Genomic DNA, 21,313 nt, shown 5'->3' with positions numbered 1-21,313 from the left:
CGGTCGTGAAGATTTATCACGGTCGCCTTGTTGATCACCTGTGCGGGATGTGGCGCACAGCACAAAGAGAAGCGGACAAAGGGCACTCAGGAGGTGCATACATCGCCGCTACGGTGACGGGATCGTTATTCGGATTTGAGCGTCCGCTGAGCGAACAAAGCACCGCCACATTCCGTCACATTCAGGGCATGAGTGTGGAGACAAGCGTCTCCTGGAGCCCGCCCAGCCACAGATACGCCATCACCATCGGCTTGCGCGGATCCTCGTCCGGCAGCCGGTAGAGGAGGTCGGTGTCCTCTTCGTCCGTGATGTCGAGCCGGGAGCCGATCGCCAGGCGCAGGTCGTTGAGGGCGCTGAGCCACTGCCGGGACTCTCCGTCGGACAGCTTGAGGACCGCCCCGCCCTCGTCGACGGGGCGCAGCGCGTCCAGGGACCGGATCACCGCGAGGGCGTTCTCGCGCTTGCCGGCGCGCAGGTCGTTCTCGGTGTAGCGGCGGAACTCGGCGGAGTACGCCTTCTGCTCCGCGGCCTCCTCGGTCTGCGGCGTGCCCTCGGGGTCGCTGTAGGCGTCCGGGAAGAGCCGCTTGAGGACCGGGTCGGCGGGCGGTTCGCTCGGGCCCTCGGCGAACAGCTCGGCCAGCGGGTCCTCGGTACTGTCCTCGCCGGGACCGGGGCCGATGAGCTCCAGGAGCTGGACGGCCAGCGACCGGATGATGGAGATCTCGACGTCGTCGAGTGCGACGGCCGCGCCGCCGCCGGGGAGCGGTTCGAATTGACCTGGCATGAAGTGAGTTCGCTACTTCCGGTCCTGCGAGCGGGTTCGGTTCACGTCCGGTCCTGCCTGTGAGTTCGGGTCATTTCCGGTCGTGCTGGAGGGTGGCCCACAGACCGTAGCCGTGCATCGCCTGCACGTCGCGTTCCATCTCCTCGCGGGTCCCGCTGGAGACGACCGCCCGGCCCTTGTGGTGGACGTCGAGCATGAGCTTGGTGGCCTTGTCCTTCGAGTAGCCGAAGTACGTCTGGAAGACATACGTCACGTAGCTCATGAGGTTGACCGGGTCGTTGTGCACGATCGTGACCCAGGGGACGTCCGGCTCGGGTACGGCGAAGACCTCCTCCGCCGACTCGGGGCGTTCGATCTCTACGGGCGCGGGTGACGTCACATGGCCCATGCTGCCACCGGAGGGGGGTGGTCGCACAAATGCGCCCTGCGATCGAGCCCGATCGACTGTAAATCGTCAGACTGACGAGATGGGGGGTATCATCCTCAGTCATGGACACAGCGGACCTTGGGCTGCCGGTGGATGTTCCCTCGACGGCGCTCTTCACGGACCAGTACGAGCTGACGATGCTGCAGGCCGCGCTGAGGGCGGGCACCGCCGAGCGGCGGAGCGTGTTCGAGGTCTTCACCCGGCGGCTGCCCGAGGGACGGCGCTACGGCGTCGTCGCGGGCACCGGACGGGTGCTGGACGCCGTGGAGAACTTCCGTTTCGACGCGGACGTCCTCGGCTTTCTGCGCGAGAACGGGATCGTCGACGAGGAGACCCTCACGTGGCTCGCCGGCTACCGCTTCAGCGGTGACATCTGGGGCTACCCCGAGGGCGAGGTGTACTTCCCGGGCTCGCCGATCATGCGGGTCGAGGGCTCCTTCGCCGAGTGCGTGCTGCTGGAGACCGTGATCCTGTCGATCCTCAACCACGACTCCGCGGTGGCCGCGGCGGCGTCCCGGATGTCGGCGGCGGCCGGAGACCGGCCCCTGATCGAGATGGGCGCCCGCCGCACCCACGAGCTGTCGGCCGTGGCCGCCGCCCGCGCCGCGTACGTCGGCGGCTTCACGACCACCTCCGACCTGGCCGCCGGTTTCCGCTACGGCATCCCGACCGTCGGCACCTCCGCGCACGCCTTCACCCTGCTCCACGACCGCGAGCGGGACGCCTTCCAGGCCCAGGTGAACTCGCTGGGCCGGAACACGACGCTGCTGGTGGACACGTACGACGTCACCGAAGCCGTCCGTACGGCGGTGGAGGTCGCCGGGCCCGAGCTGGGTGCCGTGCGGATCGACTCCGGGGATCTGCTGCTGGTCGCGCACCGGGTGCGGCAGCAGCTGGACGAGCTGGGCGCGCGGGACACGAAGATCATCGTCACCTCGGACCTGGACGAGTACGCGATCGCCTCGCTGGCGGCGGCGCCGGTGGACGCGTACGGCGTCGGCACCCAGCTGGTGACGGGATCCGGCCATCCCACGTGCTCGATGGTCTACAAACTGGTCGCCCGCGCCGAGTCCGCCGACCCGAAGGAACCCCTGGTCCCGGTCGCGAAGAAGTCCAGCGGAGGCAAAACGTCCATCGGCGGCCGCAAGTGGGCCGCTCGACGGCTGGACGAGGACGGGGTCGCCGAGGCCGAGGTCGTCGGCACCGGACCGGTCCCCGGCGAGCTGGCCGGCCGGCAGCTGCTCGTGGAGCTGGTCAAGGGCGGTGACGTGGTCGCACGTGAATCGCTGGACGTCCCGCGCGACCGGCACATGGCCGCCCGCGCGAATCTGCCGCTGTCCGCTACGCAGCTGTCCCGGGGGGAACCCGTGATTCCGACCGAGTACGTGCACGGGCGCTCGGGTAGCTAGAGGTGGCGCACCGGCGCAAGCCCTGAAATGCCCCCTCCCCTAGGGCCCTCCCAGTCTCTAGGCTCGTAACTTCACACCGGCGGGCCCGCACCTGATCCACCCGACCCCATAGTCGAAGGACACCCACCATGCGCCGCGCCTTGATCGTCGTAGACGTGCAGAACGATTTCTGCGAGGGGGGCAGCCTCGCGGTGGCCGGGGGTGCCGATGTGGCCGCCGCCATCACCGAGCTGATCGGGCAGGCGCCCGCCGGCTACCGGCATGTGGTGGCCACGCGCGACCACCACATCGCACCCGGCGGACACTTCGCCAGCAACCCCGACTACGTCCACTCCTGGCCGGCGCACTGTGTCGCCGGCACGGAGGGCGTGGGCTTCCACCCGAACTTCGCGCCCGCCGTCGCCTCCGGCGCCGTCGACGCCGTGTTCGACAAGGGGGCGTACTCGGCGGCGTACAGCGGCTTCGAGGGCGCCGACGAGAACGGGGTGCCGCTGGCGGACTGGCTGCGCGCCCGCGAGGTCACCGAGGTGGACGTGGTGGGCATCGCGACCGACCACTGCGTGCGCGCCACCGCGCTGGATGCGGCGCGGGAGGGGTTCCGTACGCAGGTGCTGCTCGACTTGACCGCGGGGGTCGGCGAGGAGACCACGGAACGGGCGCTGGAGGAGCTGCGGGAGGCGGGCGTGGAGCTTTCGGGCAAGCCGGTCGTCTAGGGAGCTGTGCGCTCCGTGGGCACTGCCTCGATCGGCCGTCCACCGCCTGCGGGTCCGTTGTGGCTGGTCGCGCCCGCGCGGCGGTAGCCGCATATCGATTACAGCCCCGCGACCCTTTGGGGCGCTTTCGAGCCCCTTCTCAGAGCCCTGATCGGATGCCACAGCTCCTGTGTCAGGACCGGTACGCCGTCGTCCGGGGCCGTGCGCCATATCAGGCCGTCGGGGTGGTGGAGGACCGCGGTGATCTCGTCCGGGGTCGGTGGGGCCGCGTTGCCGCGGAGGTAGACCGCGCGCATGCCCAGGTTGCGGAGCCTGGTCAGGGCGCGGGCCCGGTTCTGGGCGTGTACCAGGACACGTACACAGCCCGTGCCGTCGACGGTGGGACTGGGCAGGTTCAACGCCACCACCACGCTGCCGGACGGCAGTCTGCAGAAACCTCCTACGGCCATTCAGTCACTTCCCCGTTCCCAGCGGTGTCAATAAGAGAATCACAGGACGCACCTAAACACGATCGGCGGCAACCCGCCAGGGGCTGCCGCCGAATCATGCTCTGACCTGCGAGAACGTTGACTACTTCACCGCGGGGCCGACTTCGAGCGAGATCGTCGAGCCGTCCTTGGCCTCCTTGACGATCTTGATCTTGGTGTTGGTGTCAGTGATCTTGACGCCCGCGAGCGGGGTGCTCTCGTCGTAGTAGGTGCTGGTGTGGTCGTTGAAGACCGGCACCCCCTTCTTCGACGGGATCTTGGTCTGCACGCCCGCGTTGTGCAGCGTCAGACCGTCCGTGCGGTAGAGGCTGAACGGCGAGTCGTACGACTGGATGCGGCTGCGCATCAGCGTGCCGTCGGACCACTTCATCGCCGTCGGGTGGGCGTCGACCGGGAGGAGCAGGCCGGTGCCCTTGTGCTGGCTGGTGTTGTTGTCCGCCTGGGAGGTGTCCCACTTCCAGATCAGCAGGCCGTTCTGGTACGGGAAGTGCTCCACCCAGGACGGACGGGTCGTCGAGAAGCCGAAGTTGTACGGGCCGACCTTGAGGGTCTTGTCGTACGACACGTACTGGCGGTTCTCGGCGATGTAGTACTGCGCGTACTTCTTGGTGAACGCGGCGCCGATGCGGGAGAAGCCGGTCGCGGTCCACGCGGCGTCCGCCGTCTCGGCGTTGTCGGTGAAGAGCGGGCTGCCGTCGGCGGTCAGGGTGATCGCGTCGGCCGCGAAGCCCTTGAGCGCCACGCCGCCGTCGGAGTAGTAGCGGAAGCGGAGTTGGATGTTCTGGCCCGCGTACGCGTCGAGGGAGTACGACAGCTTCTTGTAGCCGTCGACCGAGCCGGTGAGGGCGGGGTTGCCGCTGCCGTCACGCGGGATGGCCTGACCGTCCACCGTGCCGTCCACGGGGGTCCACTTGGCGCCGCCGTCGGTGGAGACCTCGGTGTAGAGGTAGTCGTAGTCCTTCTCGATGTCGTAGAAGCCGTCGAGGGTCAGCGTCGCCGACGATTTCCCGGTGAGGTCCACGGAGCGGGTCAGGGTGTTGCGGAGGTCGTTGCCGCTGCCGCTCCACCACTGGCTCGCGCCCTCGGCGGGGGCGACGACCTCGGTGGTGACCGCCTTCTCGGGGAGCGTGACCACGAGGGCCTGCTTGTTCCTGGTGTTGTACTCGGCGAGGCCCAGCTTGTGCTTCGACTTCGTCGCGGCCTTCGCCGTGTCGTAGTCGAGCCAGCCGAGTTGGAGCTTGTCCCAGGCGGTCATATCGCCCGGCAGGTCGCCGATGGTGTCCTTGCCGGTGCCGAGCCAGGAGCCGGAGGACATCAGGGTCCAGAAGCCGGTGGAGTTCTCGCCGCCGCCGGAGGTGTCGTAGTGGTCCGGCAGACCGAGGTCGTGGCCGTACTCGTGGGCGAAGACGCCGAGTCCGCCGTTCTCCGGCTGGATGGTGTAGTCGCCGACCCAGATGCCGGTGCTGCCGATCTGGGTGCCGCCGAGCTTGTTGTTGTCGGGGCCGGTGGCGCCGGCGTCGGTGCCGAAGGCGTACCAGCGGTGGGCCCAGATCGCGTCCTCGCCCTGTGCGCCGCCGCCCGCGGACTCGTCCTCACCGGCGTGCACGATCTGGAAGTGGTCGATGTAGCCGTCGGACTCGTTGAAGTCGCCGTCGCCGTCGAAGTCGTAGCGGTCCCACTGGTCGTACTCGGCGAGCTTGGCCTTGATCTCGGCGTCGGTCTTGCCGGCCGCCTTCTGCCCAGCGGCCCACGCGGTCACGCCGTCCTGCACCGCGAACCAGGCGCAGTTGTCGGGGTCGCACTTGTTGGAGCCGTAACGGGCCTCGTTGTAGGGGACCTTGACCCAGTCGGCGACCTCGCCCTCGATGGAGTAGCGGCCCGAGGACTGCTTCTCGTAGTAGGTCTTCATCGAGGCGGTGCCCTCGCCGAAGTACAGGTCCTGGAAGTGCTCCTGGTTGTAATCCGCCTGCCAGGCCGTGCTGTTGTCCTGCGCACGGTCCGGCTCGGCTATCTGGTTGTGCAGCGGGCCGGGCGTGCCGCCGTAGCGGGGGTCCGTCTGGTCGCCGAACTCGACCAGGATCGTGAAGATCTTGTCGGTCTTCTCGCGGCCCAGCTCTACGTACTTGCTGTCGCCCTTCTTGCTCTTCAGCTGGACGACCTTGGAGCCGTCGCGCTCCTTGACCTGGGCGTCGCCGGAGAGGACCTGGTTGAGGGCCTCCTGGCGCTGCGCCTCCTGGGTCTTGGTGAACGGGCCGTCGAGGTCGTGCTCCTGCTCGTCGGCCTGCTTGGCAGGCTGCGGGTCGTGCCGGTTCACGGCGGCCGGCTCCGCGGCGGTGTCGGCCTGTGCCACGGTGAAAGCCGAGATCGTGGCGGTGGCCGCGGCGAGCGCGACGGTCGTGGCCGCGGCTCTGAACGTCCAGGGTCTTCTGGTCACTTGAGATCCTCCCCCGCGTCCGGGCACACGGAAGGGGCTCCTGGGGTCATGGAAGGTCCGCGTGCGCGTGAGAGACGCGTGTAATCAAGTGACGACATTTGACTAGAGGTTGAACTGAAAAGACAGACCTTGACTTGAGCAAGTCAAGTGCATTACTGGGGCCTTCCTAGCGGGCGCGTGGGTCCGTCCACTTGCTGGACGGTGTGACTCGATGCGCCCCCCATGCACCGATACTGTTGGTTAGGTCACGCTTACCGTTCGTTCCACTCGGGCATCCCTGCGATTAGAGTCGGTTGGCGGCTCGCCCGGAAACCGACGTAATGCCAGGCCGGCGCCCCTTCTCACCCCCATTTCCGAGGACACGATTGCCATGCCTCGTCCGACTGCGCCCCGACCCACCGCCGCACAGCTCGCCTACGGTTCATGCACCGTGATCTTCTCGACCCTCGCCATGCTGCTGCTGTCACAGACGAGTTCAGGTGTGGGGATCGCGGTCATCGCCGTCGCCGCGCTCGCTCTCGGGCTCCTGGTCGCCATGACGGTTCCCCTGCCGAAGCCGAGCGCGACCGCCGCGCCATCGGCCGAGGCCCCCACCACGACGCCGGAGCGCGTACCGGTGAACTCCGGCAAGGCTGCCTGAACCTCGCAGCCTGATCTCGTACGTACGACCGGCGGGCCCGTGATGCGCGGGCCCGCCGGTCGTTCGTCGTGCCGTCAGGCGGTGACCACGACCGTCTTGGCCGCCTTGTCGTGCAGGCCCTGCTTGTACGGCTTGTCGAAGTAGCTCACGCCGCCCGAGATCGCGGTCCAGATGCAGGCGCAGCAGAAGGCGAACGGGATCCACAGCACCAGCGACCGCACCAGCATCGTCTGCACCGAAGGCGTGGAGCCGTTGTCGAGGTTGGCCACGCGCATCTTCAGCCACTTCTTGCCCAGGGTCTGCCCGGTCTTGGCCATCATGAAGGTGTCGTAGGCGATGTAGAGCACGGCGGCGACCGCGGACTGCGCGAACGACTTGCCGTACTCCACCTCATCGGAGTTGACGTCGTACTCGCTGACACCGAAGCCCCAGGTGAGCAGCCAGACGACGACCCCGACGAGGATCAGGTCGATGATGCGGGCGAGCGTGCGTCTGCCGCTGTCGGCGAGCGGGGGCATACCGGCGAGCGGATCACTCGGGTACGAGCCGCCGCCGTAGGGGTCACCGCCGTAGGGCGGGGGCTGGGCGCCGCCGTGCGGAGCGTTGTACGGCGAGCCCGATCCCTGTTCTGGCGGGGGCTGCTTCCTGAACGGGTCGTCTTCCGGCGGCTGCTGGCCGGAGCCGGGGGGCGGTTCGCTGCTCATGGCCCGAGTCGACCGCGAACTTTCCGGCTCCGCATCCGGCGAGCGGCCGTCCGGAGTACGAAATCAACTGGTCCTTCTGGAGTACATGTCATCCGGCGACGAACGTATGCGCCGCCTTGTCGTGCCAGCACTGGCGCCAGGGCCGGTCGAACAGGCCCCAGATGACGCCCACCACACCGACGACGAGCAGGCCGGGCACGCTGTAGACGAGCCAGCGGCGGACGGCCGCGCCGAACGACGGGGGCTCGTGGCCCTCGATGTCCCGCACGTCCAGACCGAGCAGCTTCTTGCCGAGGGTGCGGCCCCATTTGTGGGTGGGCAGCGCCTCGTAGGCGACACCGAAGAGCAGCAGGACGGCCAGCACGATGCCGAGATACACCGATGTCGTGCCGTCGAGCAGCCAGACGGTGACGGTCTCGCCGGAGAGCTTGGCCGCGTCGATCTTCTCGTTGACGTGGTCCATCGCCTTGGTGCCGAGCGGGACGGCGGCGACGGAGGTGACGGCTGCGAGCACGAGGGTGTCGACGAGCCGGGCGGCGAGCCGCTTGCCGAGCCCGGCCGGACGGGCCGACGCCTGGCGCCTGGCGGCCGCCTGGAAGATGTCCTCCACCGGCGGCTTCCAGGGCGCCACGGGCTGCTCCTCGCCGGGCACTCCGGCGAGCCGGTGCACCTGCTGCGCCCAGGAGGGCTGCCCGCCACCGGGGCCGCTCGTCAGGGGCGTGGCGGACTGAGGAGCGCCGGACTGCTGCGGGATGGCGGGGGACGGCTGCTGGGGGGCGGTGGGGGCGGGCGTGGCCGCGGCGGGTGTGGCGGGCTGCTGCACGGCCGAGGCACGGGCGGCGGCGGCCTTTCCGGCGCCGAAGCCCGGGCTTCCGGGGGTGCCGGAGGAAGGCTCGGCGGCGGGCGCGGAGGAGGCCGGAGCGGCGGACGCCTGGGCACCACCGGCCGACGCAGCCGCACCGCCCGAGCCCTGGGCGCCGAACCCGGGCGTCCCGGAGCCACCACTCGGCGTCCCCGTCCCGGCAGAACCGGTTCCGCTCGGGTTCGTTCCGGCTGTGCCCCCGCTCTGCGCCCCCGCTCCCCTGGTCTGCTGTGGGGTGCGCGGGGAGAGCGCGCGGAACTTCATCGTGCCGTCGGGGGCCTCGTCGGGGCCGGGGCTCGCGGACGCGGCCGTCGCGCCGGGTCCGGGTGTCGGCCGGCGGAAGACGAACGTGTTGCCGGAGGCGACGCCGTCCGACTCGGCGGGCGGGATGGTCGCCGCGCCCTCCGCGCGGGCGGTGGCCTGGCCGTCCGGCTGCGCCTGGGGCTCGGCGGGCACCCTCGGGTCGGCGTCCTGCCCGGCGCCCCAGGAGACACGGCGGTCCTGGTCGCCGCCGAAGCCGGTCTGCCGGGAACGGTCGGCGCCCCACGCGGACGCCGGCTCGGGCCGGCTGCCGTACTGGGCGTCGCCCGGACTGGGGGCGCCCGACGCACCCGCCGGTTCCTCGTCGAAGAAGTGCGGGCCCGTCTCCTCGACCTGCGCCGAAGCCGGGTCTTCGCCGGTCGGCGGGGCGAGCGGCTCGCCGTCCGTGGGGGCCGGACGGCTGGTGCCCGGAACCCAGGAGGTGCCGTTCCAGTACCGGACATATCCGGGAATGGAGGGGTCCGGGTAGTAGCCCTCGCGGGGCCTGTCGTCACCTGGGGCCGGGGTTGGGGCGCTCATGTCCGTCGTCCCGTATCTGCTCGGGGGTCAACTGGGGGCCTCCAACATCTACCAGACCGGCGCAACAACCACCGCCCGTCCCGTAGGACCCACCCCTTTCCGGGCAACCTCGTACACGTACTTCACACGACCCGGAGCCAAGCGACGCCGCTCCGCGAAAAAAGTTACGGGAACCCGCGTAATGGTTCCGGCCCTCCCCTCTCTCCACTCGTACGGGCCCACGCCAGGGCCCACGAGAGCGACATGAGGAGCGACAATGAGAGAGGAAACACGCCCTATGTACAGCGTGGTAGAGCGGGAGCTGGAGCTGAGGCTCATCCTGTCGCCGGAGCGGAGCATCCCGGTCCCGGCCCGGCTGAGCTTCCGCAGCGACGATCCGTACGCCGTCCGCGTCTCCTTCCACATCACCTCCGATGCCCCCGTGCACTGGACGTTCGCCCGTGAGCTCCTCGTCGAGGGCGTGTTCCGGCCCTGCGGCTACGGGGACGTACGGGTGTGGCCCACGAAGGCCGAGGGCCGCAGCGTCGTCCTGATGGCGCTGAGTTCACCCGACGGGGACGCCCTGCTGCAGGCGCCCGCCGCCCAGGTCTCAGCCTGGCTCGAGCGCACGCTGCGGGTGGTGCCCCCGGGGACTGAGGGCGAGCAGCTGGGAATCGACGACGCGCTCGATCAGCTGCTCGCCCAGTGACCGTAGGAGAACTCGTAGGTCAGAAGAGCTTGCCCGGGTTCAGGATGCCCAGCGGGTCGAAGACGGACTTCACCGCCCGCTGCATCTCCACCCCCACCGGGCCGATCTCGCGGGCCAGCCACTCCTTCTTGAGCACGCCCACGCCGTGTTCGCCGGTGATCGTGCCGCCGAGTTCCAGGCCGAGCGCCATGATCTCGTCGAAGGACTCGCGGGCCCGGCGGGACTCGTCGGGGTCCTGGGCGTCGAAGCAGACGGTCGGGTGTGTGTTGCCGTCGCCGGCGTGGGCGACGACGCCGATGGTGAGCTGGTACTTCTCGGCGATCCGCTCGGTCCCTTCGAGCATGTCGCCGAGGCGCGAGCGGGGCACGCACACGTCGTCGATCATCGTCGTGCCCTTGACCGCCTCCAGGGCGGTGAGCGACAACCGCCGTGCCTGGAGGAGGAGTTCCGACTCGGCCAGGTCGTCCGCCGGTACGACCTGGGTGGCGCCGGCCGCCTCGCAGAGCGCGCCGAGGGCGGCGAGGTCGGCGGACGGGTCCGGGGTGTCGAAGGCCGCCAGCAGCAGCGCCTCCGTCGACTCGGGCAGTCCCATGTGCGCCAGGTCGTTGACGGCCTTCACCGTCGTGCGGTCCATCAGTTCGAGGAGGGACGGCACATGCCCGCCCGCCATGATCCGGCACACCGCATCGCACGCGGCGGCCCCGGACGCGAACTCGGCCGCCAGCACCAACTGCTGCGGCGGCTGCGGCCTCAGCCCCAGGACCGCCCGTACGACGATGCCCAGCGAGCCCTCCGAGCCCACGAACAGGCGGGTCATGTCGTACCCGGCGACGCCCTTCGCCGTGCGGCGGCCGGTGGTCATGAGCCGCCCGTCGGCGAGGACGACATCCAGGCCGAGGACGTACTCGGCGGTGACCCCGTACTTCACACAGCACAGTCCGCCCGACGCCGTCCCGATGTTGCCGCCGATCGTGCACATCTCCCAGCTGGAGGGGTCCGGCGGGTAGTACAGGCCGTGTTCGCCGACCGCGCGGGACAGGGCGGCGTTGATGACGCCGGGTTCGACGACGGCGATACGGTCCACCGGGTTGATCTCGAGGATGCGGTCCATCTTGATGAGGGACAGCACGATGCAGCCGTCGGAGGCGTTCGCCGCGCCCGACAGGCCGGTGCGGGCGCCCTGCGGGACGACCGGGACGCGCAGTTCGGTGGCGATGCGCATGACGTGCTGCACTTCTTCGACCGTGCGCGGCAGTACGACGACGGCGGGCGCGCCGGCCGGGCAGAAGCTGGCCATGTCGTTGGCGTAGGCGGCCGTGACGTCGGGGTCGCTGAGGACGGCCTCGGCGGGCAGGCCGCTGAGCAGGCGGTCGAGAAGGTTGCCGGTCACTTCGTCACGCGGCGCTTCGATACGGCTCATGATCACAGGTTCGCACCCGGGGCCATCGGTGTGAACCCCGTCCGCACAAGGCTTCGGGTGCGGGAATGGGGTCGTCGTGTTGACGCACAGTGAGCGCCATGGGGAACCACGAGGAAGCGCCGGCCGAGGTGCGCAAGCCTGTTGCCCGCTGGGTGCCGCTCGCGGCCGTCGCCGCGTGCGCCGTACTCGGTGTGGTGCTGATGCTGCTGCCCGGGGAACGGCCGGAATCGCGGGCTCCGGCTCCGGCGCCGGGGGCGCAGGCGCTGACGGCGGTCGGTTCCGGGGTGCCGGCCGCGCTGCCCGGCCTGGCGGCGCTGATCGGCGAGCACGAGGCGCGAGTGCGGGCGCATCCCCAGGACGCGCGGTCCTGGGCGGTGCTCGGGACGGCGTACGTCGAACAGGGGCGGCGGATCGCGGAGCCGTCCTACTTCCCGCGGGCCGAGCAGGCGCTGCGGACCTCGCTGCGGACGCGGGCGGAGGGGAATGTGGAGGCGCTGACCGGGATGGCGGCGCTGGCGAACGCGCGGCGGGACTTTCCGGCGGCGCGGAAGTGGGGGCAGGCCGCGCTGGAGCTGGACGCGAAGCGCTGGACGACGTATCCGGTGCTCATCGACGCCTATACGGGGCTTGGCGATCACAAGGCGGCCGAGCGGACGCTGGACCGGATGCTGGAGCTGCACTCCGGGCCCGCCGCCCTCGCGCGGGCCGGGGCCGTCTACCGCGACCACGGCCGGCGCGAGGACGCCGCCGCCGCGCTGGCCGACGCGGCGGCCGGAGCCGAGGCGCCCGCCGAGAGGGCCGCGTATCTGGAGCGGGGCGGGCAGCTGGCATTCGAGCGCGGGGACCTCGAGGTCGCGCTGCGGCACTTCCAGGAGGCGGTCCGTTTCGACCCCGACCAGCGGGCCGCGCAGGCCGGGCAGGGGCGGGCGCTGGCGGCGCTGGGGCGGACGCCGGAGGCGCTGAACGCGTACCAGATGGCCCTCGCCAAGCAGCCACTGCCGCAATACGCCCTGGAACTGGGCGAGTTGTACGAGTCGCTGGGGCTCGATCAGGCCGCGCGTGTGCAGTACGAGCTGCTGCGGGAGCGGGTGCGGAGTGCGGCGGCGGGCGGGGCCGACGAGGAGCTGGTCCTCGGGCAGTTCGAGGCGGACCACGGGGACCCGGAGGCGGCGGTACGGCGACTGCGCGCCGAGTGGCAGCGCCAGCCCGGTATCGCCGTGGCCGACGCGCTGGGGTGGGCGCTGCACCGGGCCGGGCAGCACGAGGAGGCACTGAAGTTCGCGGCGCGGGCGACGGACGAGAAGCACGGGGGTGGGGTGCGCAGTGCCCTGTACGCGTATCACCGAGGCATGATCGAGGGCGAGTTGGAGCTGTATGGGCCCGCCCGGCGGCACCTTCAGGAGGCCCTGCGGATCAACCCGCACTTCTCGCCGTGGCGGGTTCCTACGGCACGGGAGGCATTGCGGGGGCTCGGCGACCTGCCGGCCGACGAGCCCCTGCCTGCATAGTTCTCCTGGCTACAGGTTGCCCCGCTTCTCCTGCTCCCGCTCGATCGCCTCGAACAGGGCCTTGAAGTTGCCCTTGCCGAAGCCCATGGAGCCGTGGCGTTCGATCAGCTCGAAGAAGACGGTCGGGCGGTCCTGGACCGGCTTGGTGAAGATCTGCAGCAGGTAGCCGTCCTCGTCGCGGTCGGCGAGGATCTTCAGTTCGCGCAGGGTCTCGACGGGCACGCGGGTGTCGCCGACCCACTCGCCGAGGGTGTCGTAGTACGAGTCGGGAGTGTCGAGGAACCGCACGCCGGCCGCCCGCATCGTCCGTACCGTCTGGACGATGTCGTTGGTGTTGAGCGCGATGTGCTGGACGCCCGCGCCGCCGTAGAACTCCAGGTACTCGTCGATCTGGGACTTCTTCTTGGCGAGGGCGGGCTCGTTGATCGGGAACTTGACCTTGAGCGTGCCGTCCGCGACCACCTTGGACATGAGCGCGCTGTACTCGGTGGCGATGTCGTCGCCCACGAACTCCTTCATGTTCGTGAAGCCCATGACCTTGTTGTAGAAGCCGACCCATTCGTTCATGCGGCCGAGTTCGACGTTGCCGACGCAGTGGTCGACGGCCTGGAAGGTGCGCTGCGCGGGCGGCTGGACGAGCGGGGTGGCGGCGGTGAAGCCCGGGAGGTACGGGCCGTCGTAGCCGCCGCGTTCGACGAGGGTGTGGCGGGTCTGGCCGTACGTGGCGATCGCGGCGAGGACGACCGTGCCGTGCTCGTCCTTCAGCTCGTACGGCTCGGTGACCGAGCGCGCGCCGTGCTCGACAGCGTACGCGTACGCGGCGCGGGCGTCCGGCACCTCGATGGCGAGGTCGATGACGCCGTCGCCGTGCTCGGCCACGTGCTCGGCGAGGAAGTGGCCCCAGGTGGTCGCGGGCTTGATCACCGAGGTGAGGACGAAGCGGGCGGAGCCGTTGGTGAGGACGTAGCTCGCGGTCTCGCGGCTGCCGGTCTCCGGTCCGGAGTAGGCGACGAGCCGCATGCCGAAGGCGGTGGAGTAGTAGTGCGCCGCCTGCTTGGCGTTGCCCACGGCGAAGACGACCGCGTCCATTCCCTTGACCGGGAAGGGGTCGGCCTGCCGGGCGGTGTCGGGAGTGTGGTGTGTGGTCTGCGTCATAGCGGAAGCCTCGCGCCGGTTTGCAAGGTGCGCAATAGTTTGCGAAATTGCTGGGCAATGTGACCAGCGCGGGGCCAGCTTCTGCGGGCTTCCTGTACAGGATGACCACCCCTGGAGGGCCGTATGGCGATCGATCGACTGGACGGGCGGATCATCGGGCTGCTGGCGCGGGAGCCGCGGATCGGGGTGCTGGAGATGTCCCGGCGGCTGGGGGTGGCCCGGGGGACGGTGCAGGCGCGGCTCGACCGGCTTCAGTCGAATGGCGTCATCCGGGGGTTCGGGCCCGAAGTGGATCCGGCGGCGCTCGGCTATCCGGTCACGGCGTTCGCGACGCTGCAGATCCGGCAGGGGCAAGGGGCCGACGTACGAGCGCACTTGGCGACCGTGCCGGAGGTGCTGGAGCTGCACACGACCACCGGCACCGGGGACATGCTGTGCCGGCTCGTGGCCCGCTCGAATGCCGATCTTCAGCGGGTGATCGACCTGGTTGTCGGTTTTGATGGCATCGTCCGGGCCTCCACCGCGATCGTCATGGAGAACCCTGTTCCGCTGCGGATCATCCCGCTGGTGGAGCAGGCGGCGCTTCCTGAGTGAGCCGAAGGGGCGCGCCGGTGATGAGAGGCCGAACGCGCGGAGGCCCGAAGGGCTGAGCACGATCGGCCTCTCATCACCGGCTGCAGGCGCCCCGCAGGTGAAACGAGCGATCAAAGGGGACCTGGACGGACGGGAGTGATACCGAGCCTCTGAGGTGACCGCGGGTGAACTTCTGGGAGTACCTGGGCAACCGGCATCAGCAGTTGCTCACGGATGCCGGGCAACACGCCAGCGCGGTCTTCCAGTGCATGGTCGTGGCGACCGTGCTGGGCGTCCTGATCGGGATCGTGACCTACCGGAGCGAGTGGGCCGGAAGCCTCGCCACGACGACCACCTCGACGATTCTGACCGTCCCGTCGCTCGCCATGATCGGTCTGCTCATCCCGATCGTCGGGCTGGGAGTGCCGCCCACGGTGATCGCGCTGACGCTGTACGGGCTGCTGCCGATCGTGCGCAACTCGATCGTCGGGCTTCGCGGGGTCGATCCGACGCTCGTGGACGCGGCGACCGGCATCGGGATGTCGCGCGTGGCCCGGCTGGCGCGGATCGAGCTGCCGCTGGCCTGGCCGCCGATCCTGACCGGGATCCGGGTCTCCACGCAGATGCTGATGGGCATCGCGGCGATCGCGGCGTACGCCTCCGGGCCCGGCCTCGGCAATGTGATCTTCCGTGGGCTGGCCTCGCTGGGCAGCAAGAACGCACTCAACCAGGTGCTCGCGGGAACGCTCGGGATCATCATCCTTGCGCTGTTGTTCGATGCCGCGTACGTCCTCATCGGACGGCTGACCATCCCCAGGGGGATCCGTGCCTGAGACCTCCGTGGCCGATACCTCCGTAGCCGAGAAGGCGACCTCCGGTGCCTCCATCGAGCTGGAGAACCTCACCAAGCGGTATCCGGGCGCCCCGCAGCCGGCCGTCGACAGCGTGAACATGGAGATCAAGGCGGGCGAGATCGTCATCTTCGTCGGGCCCTCCGGCTGCGGGAAGTCCACGACGCTCAAGATGATCAACCGGCTGATCGAACCGACCGGCGGACGCATCCGCATCAACGGCGAGGACGTCACCGACATGGACCCGGTGAAGCTGCGCCGCAACGTCGGGTACGCCATCCAGGCGTCCGGTCTCTTCCCGCACATGACGGTCGCCCAGAACATCGCGCTGGTGCCGAAGATGATCGGCTGGCCGAAGGCGCGGATCAGAGCGCGGGTGGAGGAGATGCTGGACCTGGTCGGGCTCGACCCGGGCGAGTTCCACGGCCGCTATCCGCGTCAGCTCTCCGGCGGTCAGCAGCAACGCGTGGGCGTGGCACGGGCGTTGGCGGCGGACCCGCCGGTGTTGTTGATGGACGAGCCGTTCGGCGCGGTCGACCCGATCACCCGCGATCACCTCCAGGACGAGCTGATCAGGCTGCAGCACGAACTGCACAAGACGATCGTCTTCGTCACCCATGACTTCGACGAGGCGATCAAGCTCGGTGACCGCATCGCCGTGCTGCGCGAACGGTCCCACATCGCCCAGTTCGACACCCCGGAGGCGATCCTCACCAACCCGGCCGACGACTTCGTCTCCGGGTTCGTCGGCGCCGGGGCGGCGCTGAAGCGGCTGAACCTCACCCGCGTACGGGATGTGGAGATCACCGACTATCCGACCGCGACCGTCGACGATCCGCTCCAGCAGATCTTCAACCGGCTGCGGACGAGCGGCACGAACGAGGTCCTGCTGCTCGACAAGCGCGGGCGGCCGTACAAGTGGCTGCGGCGCGGCGACATGATGCGGGCCAAGGGTTCGCTGGCGCGGGCGGGCACGCTCGTGCACGACACGGTGACCAGGGACGCGACCCTGCGGGACGCGCTGGAGGCGGTGCTGACGGACAGCGCGGGCCGGGTGGCCGTGACCGGGCGGCGCGGCGAGTACACGGGCGTCGTCGACATGGAGACGCTGATCAACTCCGTGCACGAGCTGCTGGAGGCCGACCGGCTGGACGCCATGGAGCACCAGCACGAACTGGAGGAGATCCGGGCCCAGCAGACGCACGCCGAGCAGGAAGGCGTCGGAGGGGAGAAGAAGGCGTGAGAGGAGAAGGCGTGGCCGCCTCCGCCGACCGGCGTCCCGAGGGCGAGCACGAGGTCAGGGGGCACGCCTTCCGGGACGAGGGCGAGGCCCCCGGCGACCAGGAACCGCCGCCGCCACGGGCGGTGCCGCGGCGCCGGATCGGCTGGCAGAAGCTCACCTTCCTGCCGGTCGTCCTCATCGCCGTGCTGCTGGCGACCTGGCTGTGGTTCGAGCAGGCCGACCTGGACCCCCTCTCCGAGAACGCGCTGGCGGACGGCGAGGTGTCCAAACTGCTCTGGGAGCACATCCAACTCACGGCGATCTCCACCTTCTTCGTGCTGATCATCGCGATCCCGCTGGGCATCCTGCTCACCCGCAAGGCGTTCCGGAAGGCGACCCCGGTGGCGATGGCGTTCGCCAACATGGGCCAGGCGACACCCGCGATCGGCCTGCTCGCCCTGCTGGTGATCTGGCTGGGCATCGGCCGGAGGGCGGCCCTGATCGGCATGATCATCTACGCCGTCCTGCCCGTGCTGTCGAACACGATCGCCGGCCTGAAGGCCAACGACCCGAGCCTGCTGGAGGCCGCCCGCGGCATCGGCATGTCCCCGCTCGGCGTGCTCTCCCGCGTCGAACTGCCTCTGGCGGTCCCGCTGATCCTGGCGGGCGTGCGGACGGCGCTCGTCCTGAACGTCGGTACGGCGACGCTGGCGACGTTCGGCGGGGGCGGCGGGCTGGGCGTACTGATCACGACCGGTATCACCAACCAGCGGATGCCCGTGCTGATGCTGGGTTCGATCCTCACGGTCGTACTCGCCCTGCTGGTGGACTGGCTGGCCTCGCTGGCCGAACTGCTGCTGCGGCCGCGGGGGTTGGAGGTGGGGACATGAGGCGGCGGCTGTGCGCGGTGCTGGCTGTGGCCGTCATGGTGAGTGGCTGCGGGCTGACGAGCGGTTCGCCGATGGTGGACGATGTCCGCCCCGGCTCCATCGGCCAGGGCGAGCCACTCAAGGGCGCCGACCTCACCGTCACCTCCAAGGAGTTCACCGAGCAGCTGATCCTCGGCGCGATCATGGGCATCGCCTTCGAGGCGGCCGGCGCGGACGTGCTCGACCGCACCGGCATCCAGGGCTCCGTCGGCGCCCGCGAGGCGGTCAAGGGCGGCGACGCGGACGGGATGTACGAGTACACGGGCACCGCCTGGATCACCTACCTCGGCAACAGCGAGCCCATCGACGACCCGCAGAAACAGTGGGCGGCGGTGCGGGACGCGGACGCGAAGAATGGGCTCACCTGGCTGCCGCCGGCCGCGCTCAACAACACATACGCCCTCGCCATGAACCAGGCCAACTTCAAGAAGTACGGCACCAAGACCCTCTCCGACGTGGCCGCCCTGTCCAAGTCCGACCCGGGCGCGGTGACGCTCTGCGTGGAGGGCGAGTTCGCGAACCGGGCGGACGGGTTGCCGGGGATGCAGAAGGCCTACGGCATGGACGTACCGGCCGGCAACATCACGCAGATGGACACCGGGATCATCTACACGCAGGCGGTGAAGGGCAGTTGCACCTTCGGGGAGGTCTTCACCACCGACGGGCGCATCAAGTCCATGAACCTGGTGGTGATGCGCGACGACAAGAAGTTCTTCCCCAACTACAACGCCGCACCCTCGATCAACTCCAAGACGCTGAAGGAGTACCCGGCGATCGCGGACGTCCTCGACCCGATCACCAGGCGGTTGGACAACGCGGTGGCGCAGGAGCTGAACGCGAAGGTGGATGTGGCGGGGGAGGATCCGCATCAGGTGGCGTTGGACTGGATGGTGGAGGAGGGGTTCGTGAAGGAGGGGTAGGGCGGGGGTGGGGATCCAAGGCGGGGCGGGGATCCAAGGGAAGGGTCAAGCCCGCCCATCAGTGATTCACCCTGGCGCATCATGATGCAGTCTGCTTACGCTTTGGTGCATGAGGACAACGGTCGACCTCTCCGAGGACCTGCTTCAGGAAGCCAAACTGCGGGCCGCCCGCAGGCGCGTCACAGTCAGTGCGGTGATAGAGGATGCGTTGCGGGCGTCGTTCGCGCGGGATGTGGCGGCGGCGAAGAACATCGTCAACCTGCCCAGCGCCGACCTGGGCGGTCTACGCCCGGGAGTCGATCTCGACAACAATGCCGCGCTCCTCGACATCATGGACGGCATCGAGTGATCTTCTGCGACGTGAACGTGCTCGTATATGCCTTCCGTGAGGAAGCCAAGGAACACGAGCCGTACAAGAAGTGGCTGATCGAGCGGCTGCGGGGCGATGAGCCGGTGGCCTACAACGCCATGGTGGCCAGCGGATTCGTACGTCTGGTCACCCACCCGCGCATCTTCCCGCGGCCCGTCACCTCAGCCGACGCACTGGACTTCCTGCAAGCCATCCGTGAAGCGCCCGTGACCACGCCCCTCCACGAAGGCCCCCGGCACTGGGAGATCTTCGACCGACTCTGCCGCAGAGTAGGAGCTCGCGGCAATCTCGTTCCGGACGCCTACCTCGCGGCCCTCGCCATCGAGTCCGGCTCCACCTTCTACTCCGCCGACCGGGGATTCGCCCGCTTCCCCGGCCTGCGCTGGCAGCACCCCCTGGAGGACGACAACCTCTGACCTACGGAATAGCAGGGGCGGGCCTCAGCAGCTCGGCACCGAGCCCTTCCCCGTCTCCAACGCCACCAGCGCACTGACCGCACCCTTGAGCGTGGTCACCGGAATCAGCCGCAGCCCCTCCGGCAGCTCCGACTCCGCGTCGCCGCACTCGTCCTTCGGAACCAGGAACACGGTCGCCCCGTCGCGCCGCGCGGCCTGCGTCTTCAGGGCGACACCGCCGACCGCGCCGACCGTTCCGTCGGCCTCGATCGTCCCCGTGCCGGCGACGCTACGACCGCCGGTGAGGTCGCCGCCGCTGCCGTTTCCGTTGAGCTTGTCGATGATGCCGAGGGAGAACAGGAGCCCGGCGCTGGGGCCGCCGACGTCGGCGAGCCTCAAGGTGACCTTGACGTTCTTGTCGCTGAGGTCGAGATAGTTCAGCGCGGCCTCGGTCGCCGCGTCCTGCGACGCGCGCATCTGCTCCGTGTTGTGCCGCTCGATCTCCTTGACGCTCTCACCGCTCGGATAGACCGAGTCGCGCGGCATGACCGCCCGGTCCGTACGGAACCACGAGTCGATCACATCCCCGAGCGAGACGTTCGTATCCGGGTTCGTCGCCTCGATCGTCGTCATCCGCAGCTGCCCGCTCGTGTCCCGAGCCGGCGCCCCGGAGATCGTGATCACCGGCGTCCCCCGGTTCTCCCCCAGCACATCCGCGGTCAGCCCCGGCTGCGTCAACGAAAACGGCAGCGGCGCGAACACCGCCGCCCCGACCAGACCGACGACAGGCAGAGCACAGACCACCAGGGCCTGCGGGCGCGTGAGACGAGAGAGGAACACGGGATCAATCTAACGGGCGGGGTTCGGGGTGGTGACTGAGGGCAGCACGTACACCGCCGTAGCTGCGGGCGTGCGTGCCGCTGCCCTAGCTGCGGGCATGCGTGCCGCAAGGGCGGCGCCCACCCAGCAGCCCGTCCCCGAATGCCGCAGCCTGCGGGCAGTCGTGCCGCCTGGGGCGGCACGGGTGGGCGCAGGCGGCACCCCGTCAGCGCCGGGCTGCGCGACCCACCCCCACCTCAGCCACCACGCCGGGCAAGCGACCCACCCCACCGCGCCCAGCCCCACCGCACCTCGTTGAAACGCCGGTCAGCGCAACGCCTCCGCAACCTCCCGCGCCGCATCCACCACCCGCGGCCCCACCCGCTCCGGCACCGCATCCGCCAGCATCACGACCCCCACACTCCCCTCGACCCCGGTCACCCCGATCAACGGCGCCGCGGCCCCACTCGCCCCCGCCTCCAATTCTCCGTGCGTCAGGGTGAACCCCGGCTCCGCCACCGTCCGCTGCCGCGCGGCGAGGATCGCCTTGCCCGCGGCCCCCCGGTCCAACGGATGCCGGAACCCCGCCCGATACGCCACGTGATAGTCGGTCCACGTCGGCTCGACGACCGCGACGGCCAACGCCTCCGCCCCGTCCACCAGCGTGAGATGCGCGGTCGCGCCTATGTCCTCGGCCAGCGACCGCAGAGCGGGCAACGCCGCCTCCCGCACCAACGGATGCACCTGACGCCCCAGCCGCAGCACCCCGAGCCCGACCCGGGCACGTCCGCCCAGGTCACGTCGTACAAGTGCATGCTGCTCAAGCGTGGCGAGCAACCGGTACACCACGGTCCGGTTCACGCCCAGTTTGTGGGAAAGCTCGGTGACGGTCAGCCCGTGGTCCGTGTCGGCCAGCAGCTTGAGGACACGCAGTCCCCGGTCGAGCGTCTGGGAGGTCTCCGCGGTCACGACGCCCACTCCTTAGTGGTGAGGTCGACGGCCCCCTCGCGGCAGATGCGTCACCGAGTCCCGTCGGTGACGCGCTTCAGAGGCCGCCGATCGGTCGGCGGCCCGGACCGACTGTCCGAACCGCGTCGCTTCACGGCTGCGCTCCGCGGCGGCGCTGCCACGGGGCGTGTGCGTAGCGGGACAGTAGCGAAGG

General features: G+C 69.7%; 22 protein-coding genes. 12 read left to right on the top strand and 10 right to left on the bottom strand.

Annotation, left to right across the window (positions count from 1 at the left end; all coding sequences use genetic code 11):
* Positions 1-181: 181 nt before the first annotated feature.
* Positions 182-784 (bottom strand): DUF2017 domain-containing protein, encoded by a 603-nt coding sequence (locus tag OG828_RS30495; RefSeq protein WP_328363754.1) that lies wholly within the window; start codon positions 782-784, stop codon positions 182-184.
* A gap of 70 nt (positions 785-854) precedes the next feature.
* Positions 855-1,172 carry an ATP-dependent Clp protease adapter ClpS gene (gene clpS / locus OG828_RS30490; protein ID WP_210581761.1) on the bottom strand — a complete coding sequence of 106 codons (318 nt, stop codon included), beginning with the start codon at positions 1,170-1,172 and terminating at the stop codon, positions 855-857.
* Positions 1,173-1,273: 101 nt separating this feature from the next.
* Between clpS and OG828_RS30485 the strand changes: the two genes are divergently transcribed.
* Positions 1,274-2,620: a nicotinate phosphoribosyltransferase gene (locus OG828_RS30485; protein ID WP_328363747.1), complete on the top strand. Its 1,347-nt coding sequence runs from the start codon at positions 1,274-1,276 to the stop codon at positions 2,618-2,620.
* Between the two features lie 128 nt (positions 2,621-2,748).
* Positions 2,749-3,333, top strand: a complete 585-nt coding sequence (locus OG828_RS30480; protein WP_328363744.1) for an isochorismatase family protein — start codon at positions 2,749-2,751, stop codon at positions 3,331-3,333.
* Between the two features lie 98 nt (positions 3,334-3,431).
* On the opposite strand, the gene OG828_RS30475 is transcribed toward OG828_RS30480, so the two are convergent.
* Both OG828_RS30475 and OG828_RS30470 read right to left on the bottom strand, forming a co-directional pair.
* Positions 3,432-3,782: a hypothetical protein gene (locus OG828_RS30475; RefSeq protein WP_328363741.1), complete on the bottom strand. Its 351-nt coding sequence runs from the start codon at positions 3,780-3,782 to the stop codon at positions 3,432-3,434.
* Between the two features lie 121 nt (positions 3,783-3,903).
* Entirely contained in the window at positions 3,904-6,255 is a 2,352-nt protein-coding gene (locus OG828_RS30470; RefSeq protein ID WP_328502921.1) for an immune inhibitor A domain-containing protein, read from the bottom strand.
* Between the two features lie 370 nt (positions 6,256-6,625).
* On the opposite strand from OG828_RS30470, the gene OG828_RS30465 reads away from it, so the two are divergent.
* The gene (locus OG828_RS30465) at positions 6,626-6,895 is read left to right on the top strand and encodes a hypothetical protein (RefSeq protein ID WP_328363737.1); all 270 of its coding nucleotides are present in this window, start codon (positions 6,626-6,628) and stop codon (positions 6,893-6,895) included.
* Between the two features lie 74 nt (positions 6,896-6,969).
* Here the strand turns inward: OG828_RS30465 and OG828_RS30460 are convergent, their stop codons facing one another.
* A complete protein-coding gene (locus tag OG828_RS30460; protein ID WP_328363734.1) occupies positions 6,970-7,599 on the bottom strand; it encodes an RDD family protein in 630 nt (209 codons plus the stop codon).
* A gap of 88 nt (positions 7,600-7,687) precedes the next feature.
* Positions 7,688-9,301, bottom strand: a complete 1,614-nt coding sequence (locus OG828_RS30455; RefSeq protein WP_328502920.1) for an RDD family protein — start codon at positions 9,299-9,301, stop codon at positions 7,688-7,690.
* 277 nt (positions 9,302-9,578) lie between these two features.
* Here OG828_RS30455 and OG828_RS30450 point away from each other — a divergent pair, with 277 nt between their 5' ends.
* A complete protein-coding gene (locus OG828_RS30450) occupies positions 9,579-9,989 on the top strand; it encodes an SsgA family sporulation/cell division regulator (protein ID WP_328363728.1) in 411 nt (136 codons plus the stop codon).
* Between the two features lie 19 nt (positions 9,990-10,008).
* Here the strand turns inward: OG828_RS30450 and OG828_RS30445 are convergent, their stop codons facing one another.
* Complete coding sequence (locus OG828_RS30445) at positions 10,009-11,415, bottom strand: FAD-binding oxidoreductase (protein WP_328502919.1); 1,407 nt, start codon at positions 11,413-11,415, stop codon at positions 10,009-10,011.
* A 92-nt stretch (positions 11,416-11,507) separates the two neighbouring features.
* On the opposite strand from OG828_RS30445, the gene OG828_RS30440 reads away from it, so the two are divergent.
* On the top strand, positions 11,508-12,917 hold the full coding sequence (locus tag OG828_RS30440) for a tetratricopeptide repeat protein (protein WP_328502918.1): 1,410 nt from the start codon (positions 11,508-11,510) through the stop codon (positions 12,915-12,917).
* A gap of 9 nt (positions 12,918-12,926) precedes the next feature.
* Here OG828_RS30440 and hppD read toward each other — a convergent pair whose 3' ends face one another.
* Positions 12,927-14,072: a 4-hydroxyphenylpyruvate dioxygenase gene (gene hppD / locus OG828_RS30435; protein ID WP_328363719.1), complete on the bottom strand. Its 1,146-nt coding sequence runs from the start codon at positions 14,070-14,072 to the stop codon at positions 12,927-12,929.
* Between the two features lie 123 nt (positions 14,073-14,195).
* Between hppD and OG828_RS30430 the strand changes: the two genes are divergently transcribed.
* From OG828_RS30430 to OG828_RS30400, 7 genes are all read left to right on the top strand, one after another.
* Complete coding sequence (locus OG828_RS30430) at positions 14,196-14,666, top strand: Lrp/AsnC family transcriptional regulator (protein WP_328363716.1); 471 nt, start codon at positions 14,196-14,198, stop codon at positions 14,664-14,666.
* Positions 14,667-14,830: 164 nt separating this feature from the next.
* Positions 14,831-15,478 carry an ABC transporter permease gene (locus tag OG828_RS30425; protein WP_328440356.1) on the top strand — a complete coding sequence of 216 codons (648 nt, stop codon included), beginning with the start codon at positions 14,831-14,833 and terminating at the stop codon, positions 15,476-15,478.
* Positions 15,471-16,739 carry a betaine/proline/choline family ABC transporter ATP-binding protein gene (locus OG828_RS30420; protein WP_328502917.1) on the top strand — a complete coding sequence of 423 codons (1,269 nt, stop codon included), beginning with the start codon at positions 15,471-15,473 and terminating at the stop codon, positions 16,737-16,739. Before OG828_RS30425 ends, OG828_RS30420 begins: the two co-directional genes overlap by 8 nt.
* 11 nt (positions 16,740-16,750) lie before the next feature.
* A complete protein-coding gene (locus OG828_RS30415) occupies positions 16,751-17,608 on the top strand; it encodes an ABC transporter permease (RefSeq protein WP_328502916.1) in 858 nt (285 codons plus the stop codon).
* Entirely contained in the window at positions 17,605-18,567 is a 963-nt protein-coding gene (locus tag OG828_RS30410; RefSeq protein ID WP_328502915.1) for a glycine betaine ABC transporter substrate-binding protein, read from the top strand. Before OG828_RS30415 ends, OG828_RS30410 begins: the two co-directional genes overlap by 4 nt.
* Positions 18,568-18,676: 109 nt before the next feature.
* Positions 18,677-18,916, top strand: coding sequence for a CopG family transcriptional regulator (locus OG828_RS30405; protein WP_328502914.1), 240 nt, complete (start codon positions 18,677-18,679; stop codon positions 18,914-18,916).
* Between the two features lie 11 nt (positions 18,917-18,927).
* A complete protein-coding gene (locus tag OG828_RS30400; protein ID WP_328502913.1) occupies positions 18,928-19,353 on the top strand; it encodes a type II toxin-antitoxin system VapC family toxin in 426 nt (141 codons plus the stop codon).
* Positions 19,354-19,377: 24 nt separating this feature from the next.
* Here the strand turns inward: OG828_RS30400 and OG828_RS30395 are convergent, their stop codons facing one another.
* Both OG828_RS30395 and OG828_RS30390 read right to left on the bottom strand, forming a co-directional pair.
* The gene (locus tag OG828_RS30395) at positions 19,378-20,172 is read right to left on the bottom strand and encodes a S16 family serine protease (RefSeq protein ID WP_328502912.1); all 795 of its coding nucleotides are present in this window, start codon (positions 20,170-20,172) and stop codon (positions 19,378-19,380) included.
* 306 nt (positions 20,173-20,478) lie between these two features.
* Positions 20,479-21,120, bottom strand: coding sequence for an IclR family transcriptional regulator (locus tag OG828_RS30390; protein ID WP_328363692.1), 642 nt, complete (start codon positions 21,118-21,120; stop codon positions 20,479-20,481).
* Between the last annotated feature and the right edge of the window lie 193 nt (positions 21,121-21,313).

The sequence above is a fragment of the Streptomyces sp. NBC_00457 genome (genome assembly GCF_036014015.1).
GTDB lineage: Bacteria > Actinomycetota > Actinomycetes > Streptomycetales > Streptomycetaceae > Streptomyces.
Note: the sequence above shows the minus strand (reverse complement) of the source record. Positions and strands in the feature narration are given on the sequence as shown.

What these genes read in the sequence shown, in the direction of transcription:
- OG828_RS30440 (WP_328502918.1), top strand. Translation starts at nt 11,508, where the DNA reads ATGGGGAACCACGAGGAAGCGCCGGCCGAGGTGCGCAAGCCTGTTGCC.
- OG828_RS30450 (WP_328363728.1), top strand. Translation starts at nt 9,579, where the DNA reads ATGTACAGCGTGGTAGAGCGGGAGCTGGAGCTGAGGCTCATCCTGTCG.
- OG828_RS30495 (WP_328363754.1), bottom strand. Translation starts at nt 784, where the DNA reads ATGCCAGGTCAATTCGAACCGCTCCCCGGCGGCGGCGCGGCCGTCGCA.
- OG828_RS30485 (WP_328363747.1), top strand. Translation starts at nt 1,274, where the DNA reads ATGGACACAGCGGACCTTGGGCTGCCGGTGGATGTTCCCTCGACGGCG.
- OG828_RS30410 (WP_328502915.1), top strand. Translation starts at nt 17,605, where the DNA reads ATGAGGCGGCGGCTGTGCGCGGTGCTGGCTGTGGCCGTCATGGTGAGT.
- OG828_RS30455 (WP_328502920.1), bottom strand. Translation starts at nt 9,301, where the DNA reads ATGAGCGCCCCAACCCCGGCCCCAGGTGACGACAGGCCCCGCGAGGGC.
- hppD (WP_328363719.1), bottom strand. Translation starts at nt 14,072, where the DNA reads ATGACGCAGACCACACACCACACTCCCGACACCGCCCGGCAGGCCGAC.
- OG828_RS30430 (WP_328363716.1), top strand. Translation starts at nt 14,196, where the DNA reads ATGGCGATCGATCGACTGGACGGGCGGATCATCGGGCTGCTGGCGCGG.
- clpS (WP_210581761.1), bottom strand. Translation starts at nt 1,172, where the DNA reads ATGGGCCATGTGACGTCACCCGCGCCCGTAGAGATCGAACGCCCCGAG.
- OG828_RS30480 (WP_328363744.1), top strand. Translation starts at nt 2,749, where the DNA reads ATGCGCCGCGCCTTGATCGTCGTAGACGTGCAGAACGATTTCTGCGAG.
- OG828_RS30460 (WP_328363734.1), bottom strand. Translation starts at nt 7,599, where the DNA reads ATGAGCAGCGAACCGCCCCCCGGCTCCGGCCAGCAGCCGCCGGAAGAC.
- OG828_RS30475 (WP_328363741.1), bottom strand. Translation starts at nt 3,782, where the DNA reads ATGGCCGTAGGAGGTTTCTGCAGACTGCCGTCCGGCAGCGTGGTGGTG.
- OG828_RS30465 (WP_328363737.1), top strand. Translation starts at nt 6,626, where the DNA reads ATGCCTCGTCCGACTGCGCCCCGACCCACCGCCGCACAGCTCGCCTAC.
- OG828_RS30405 (WP_328502914.1), top strand. Translation starts at nt 18,677, where the DNA reads ATGAGGACAACGGTCGACCTCTCCGAGGACCTGCTTCAGGAAGCCAAA.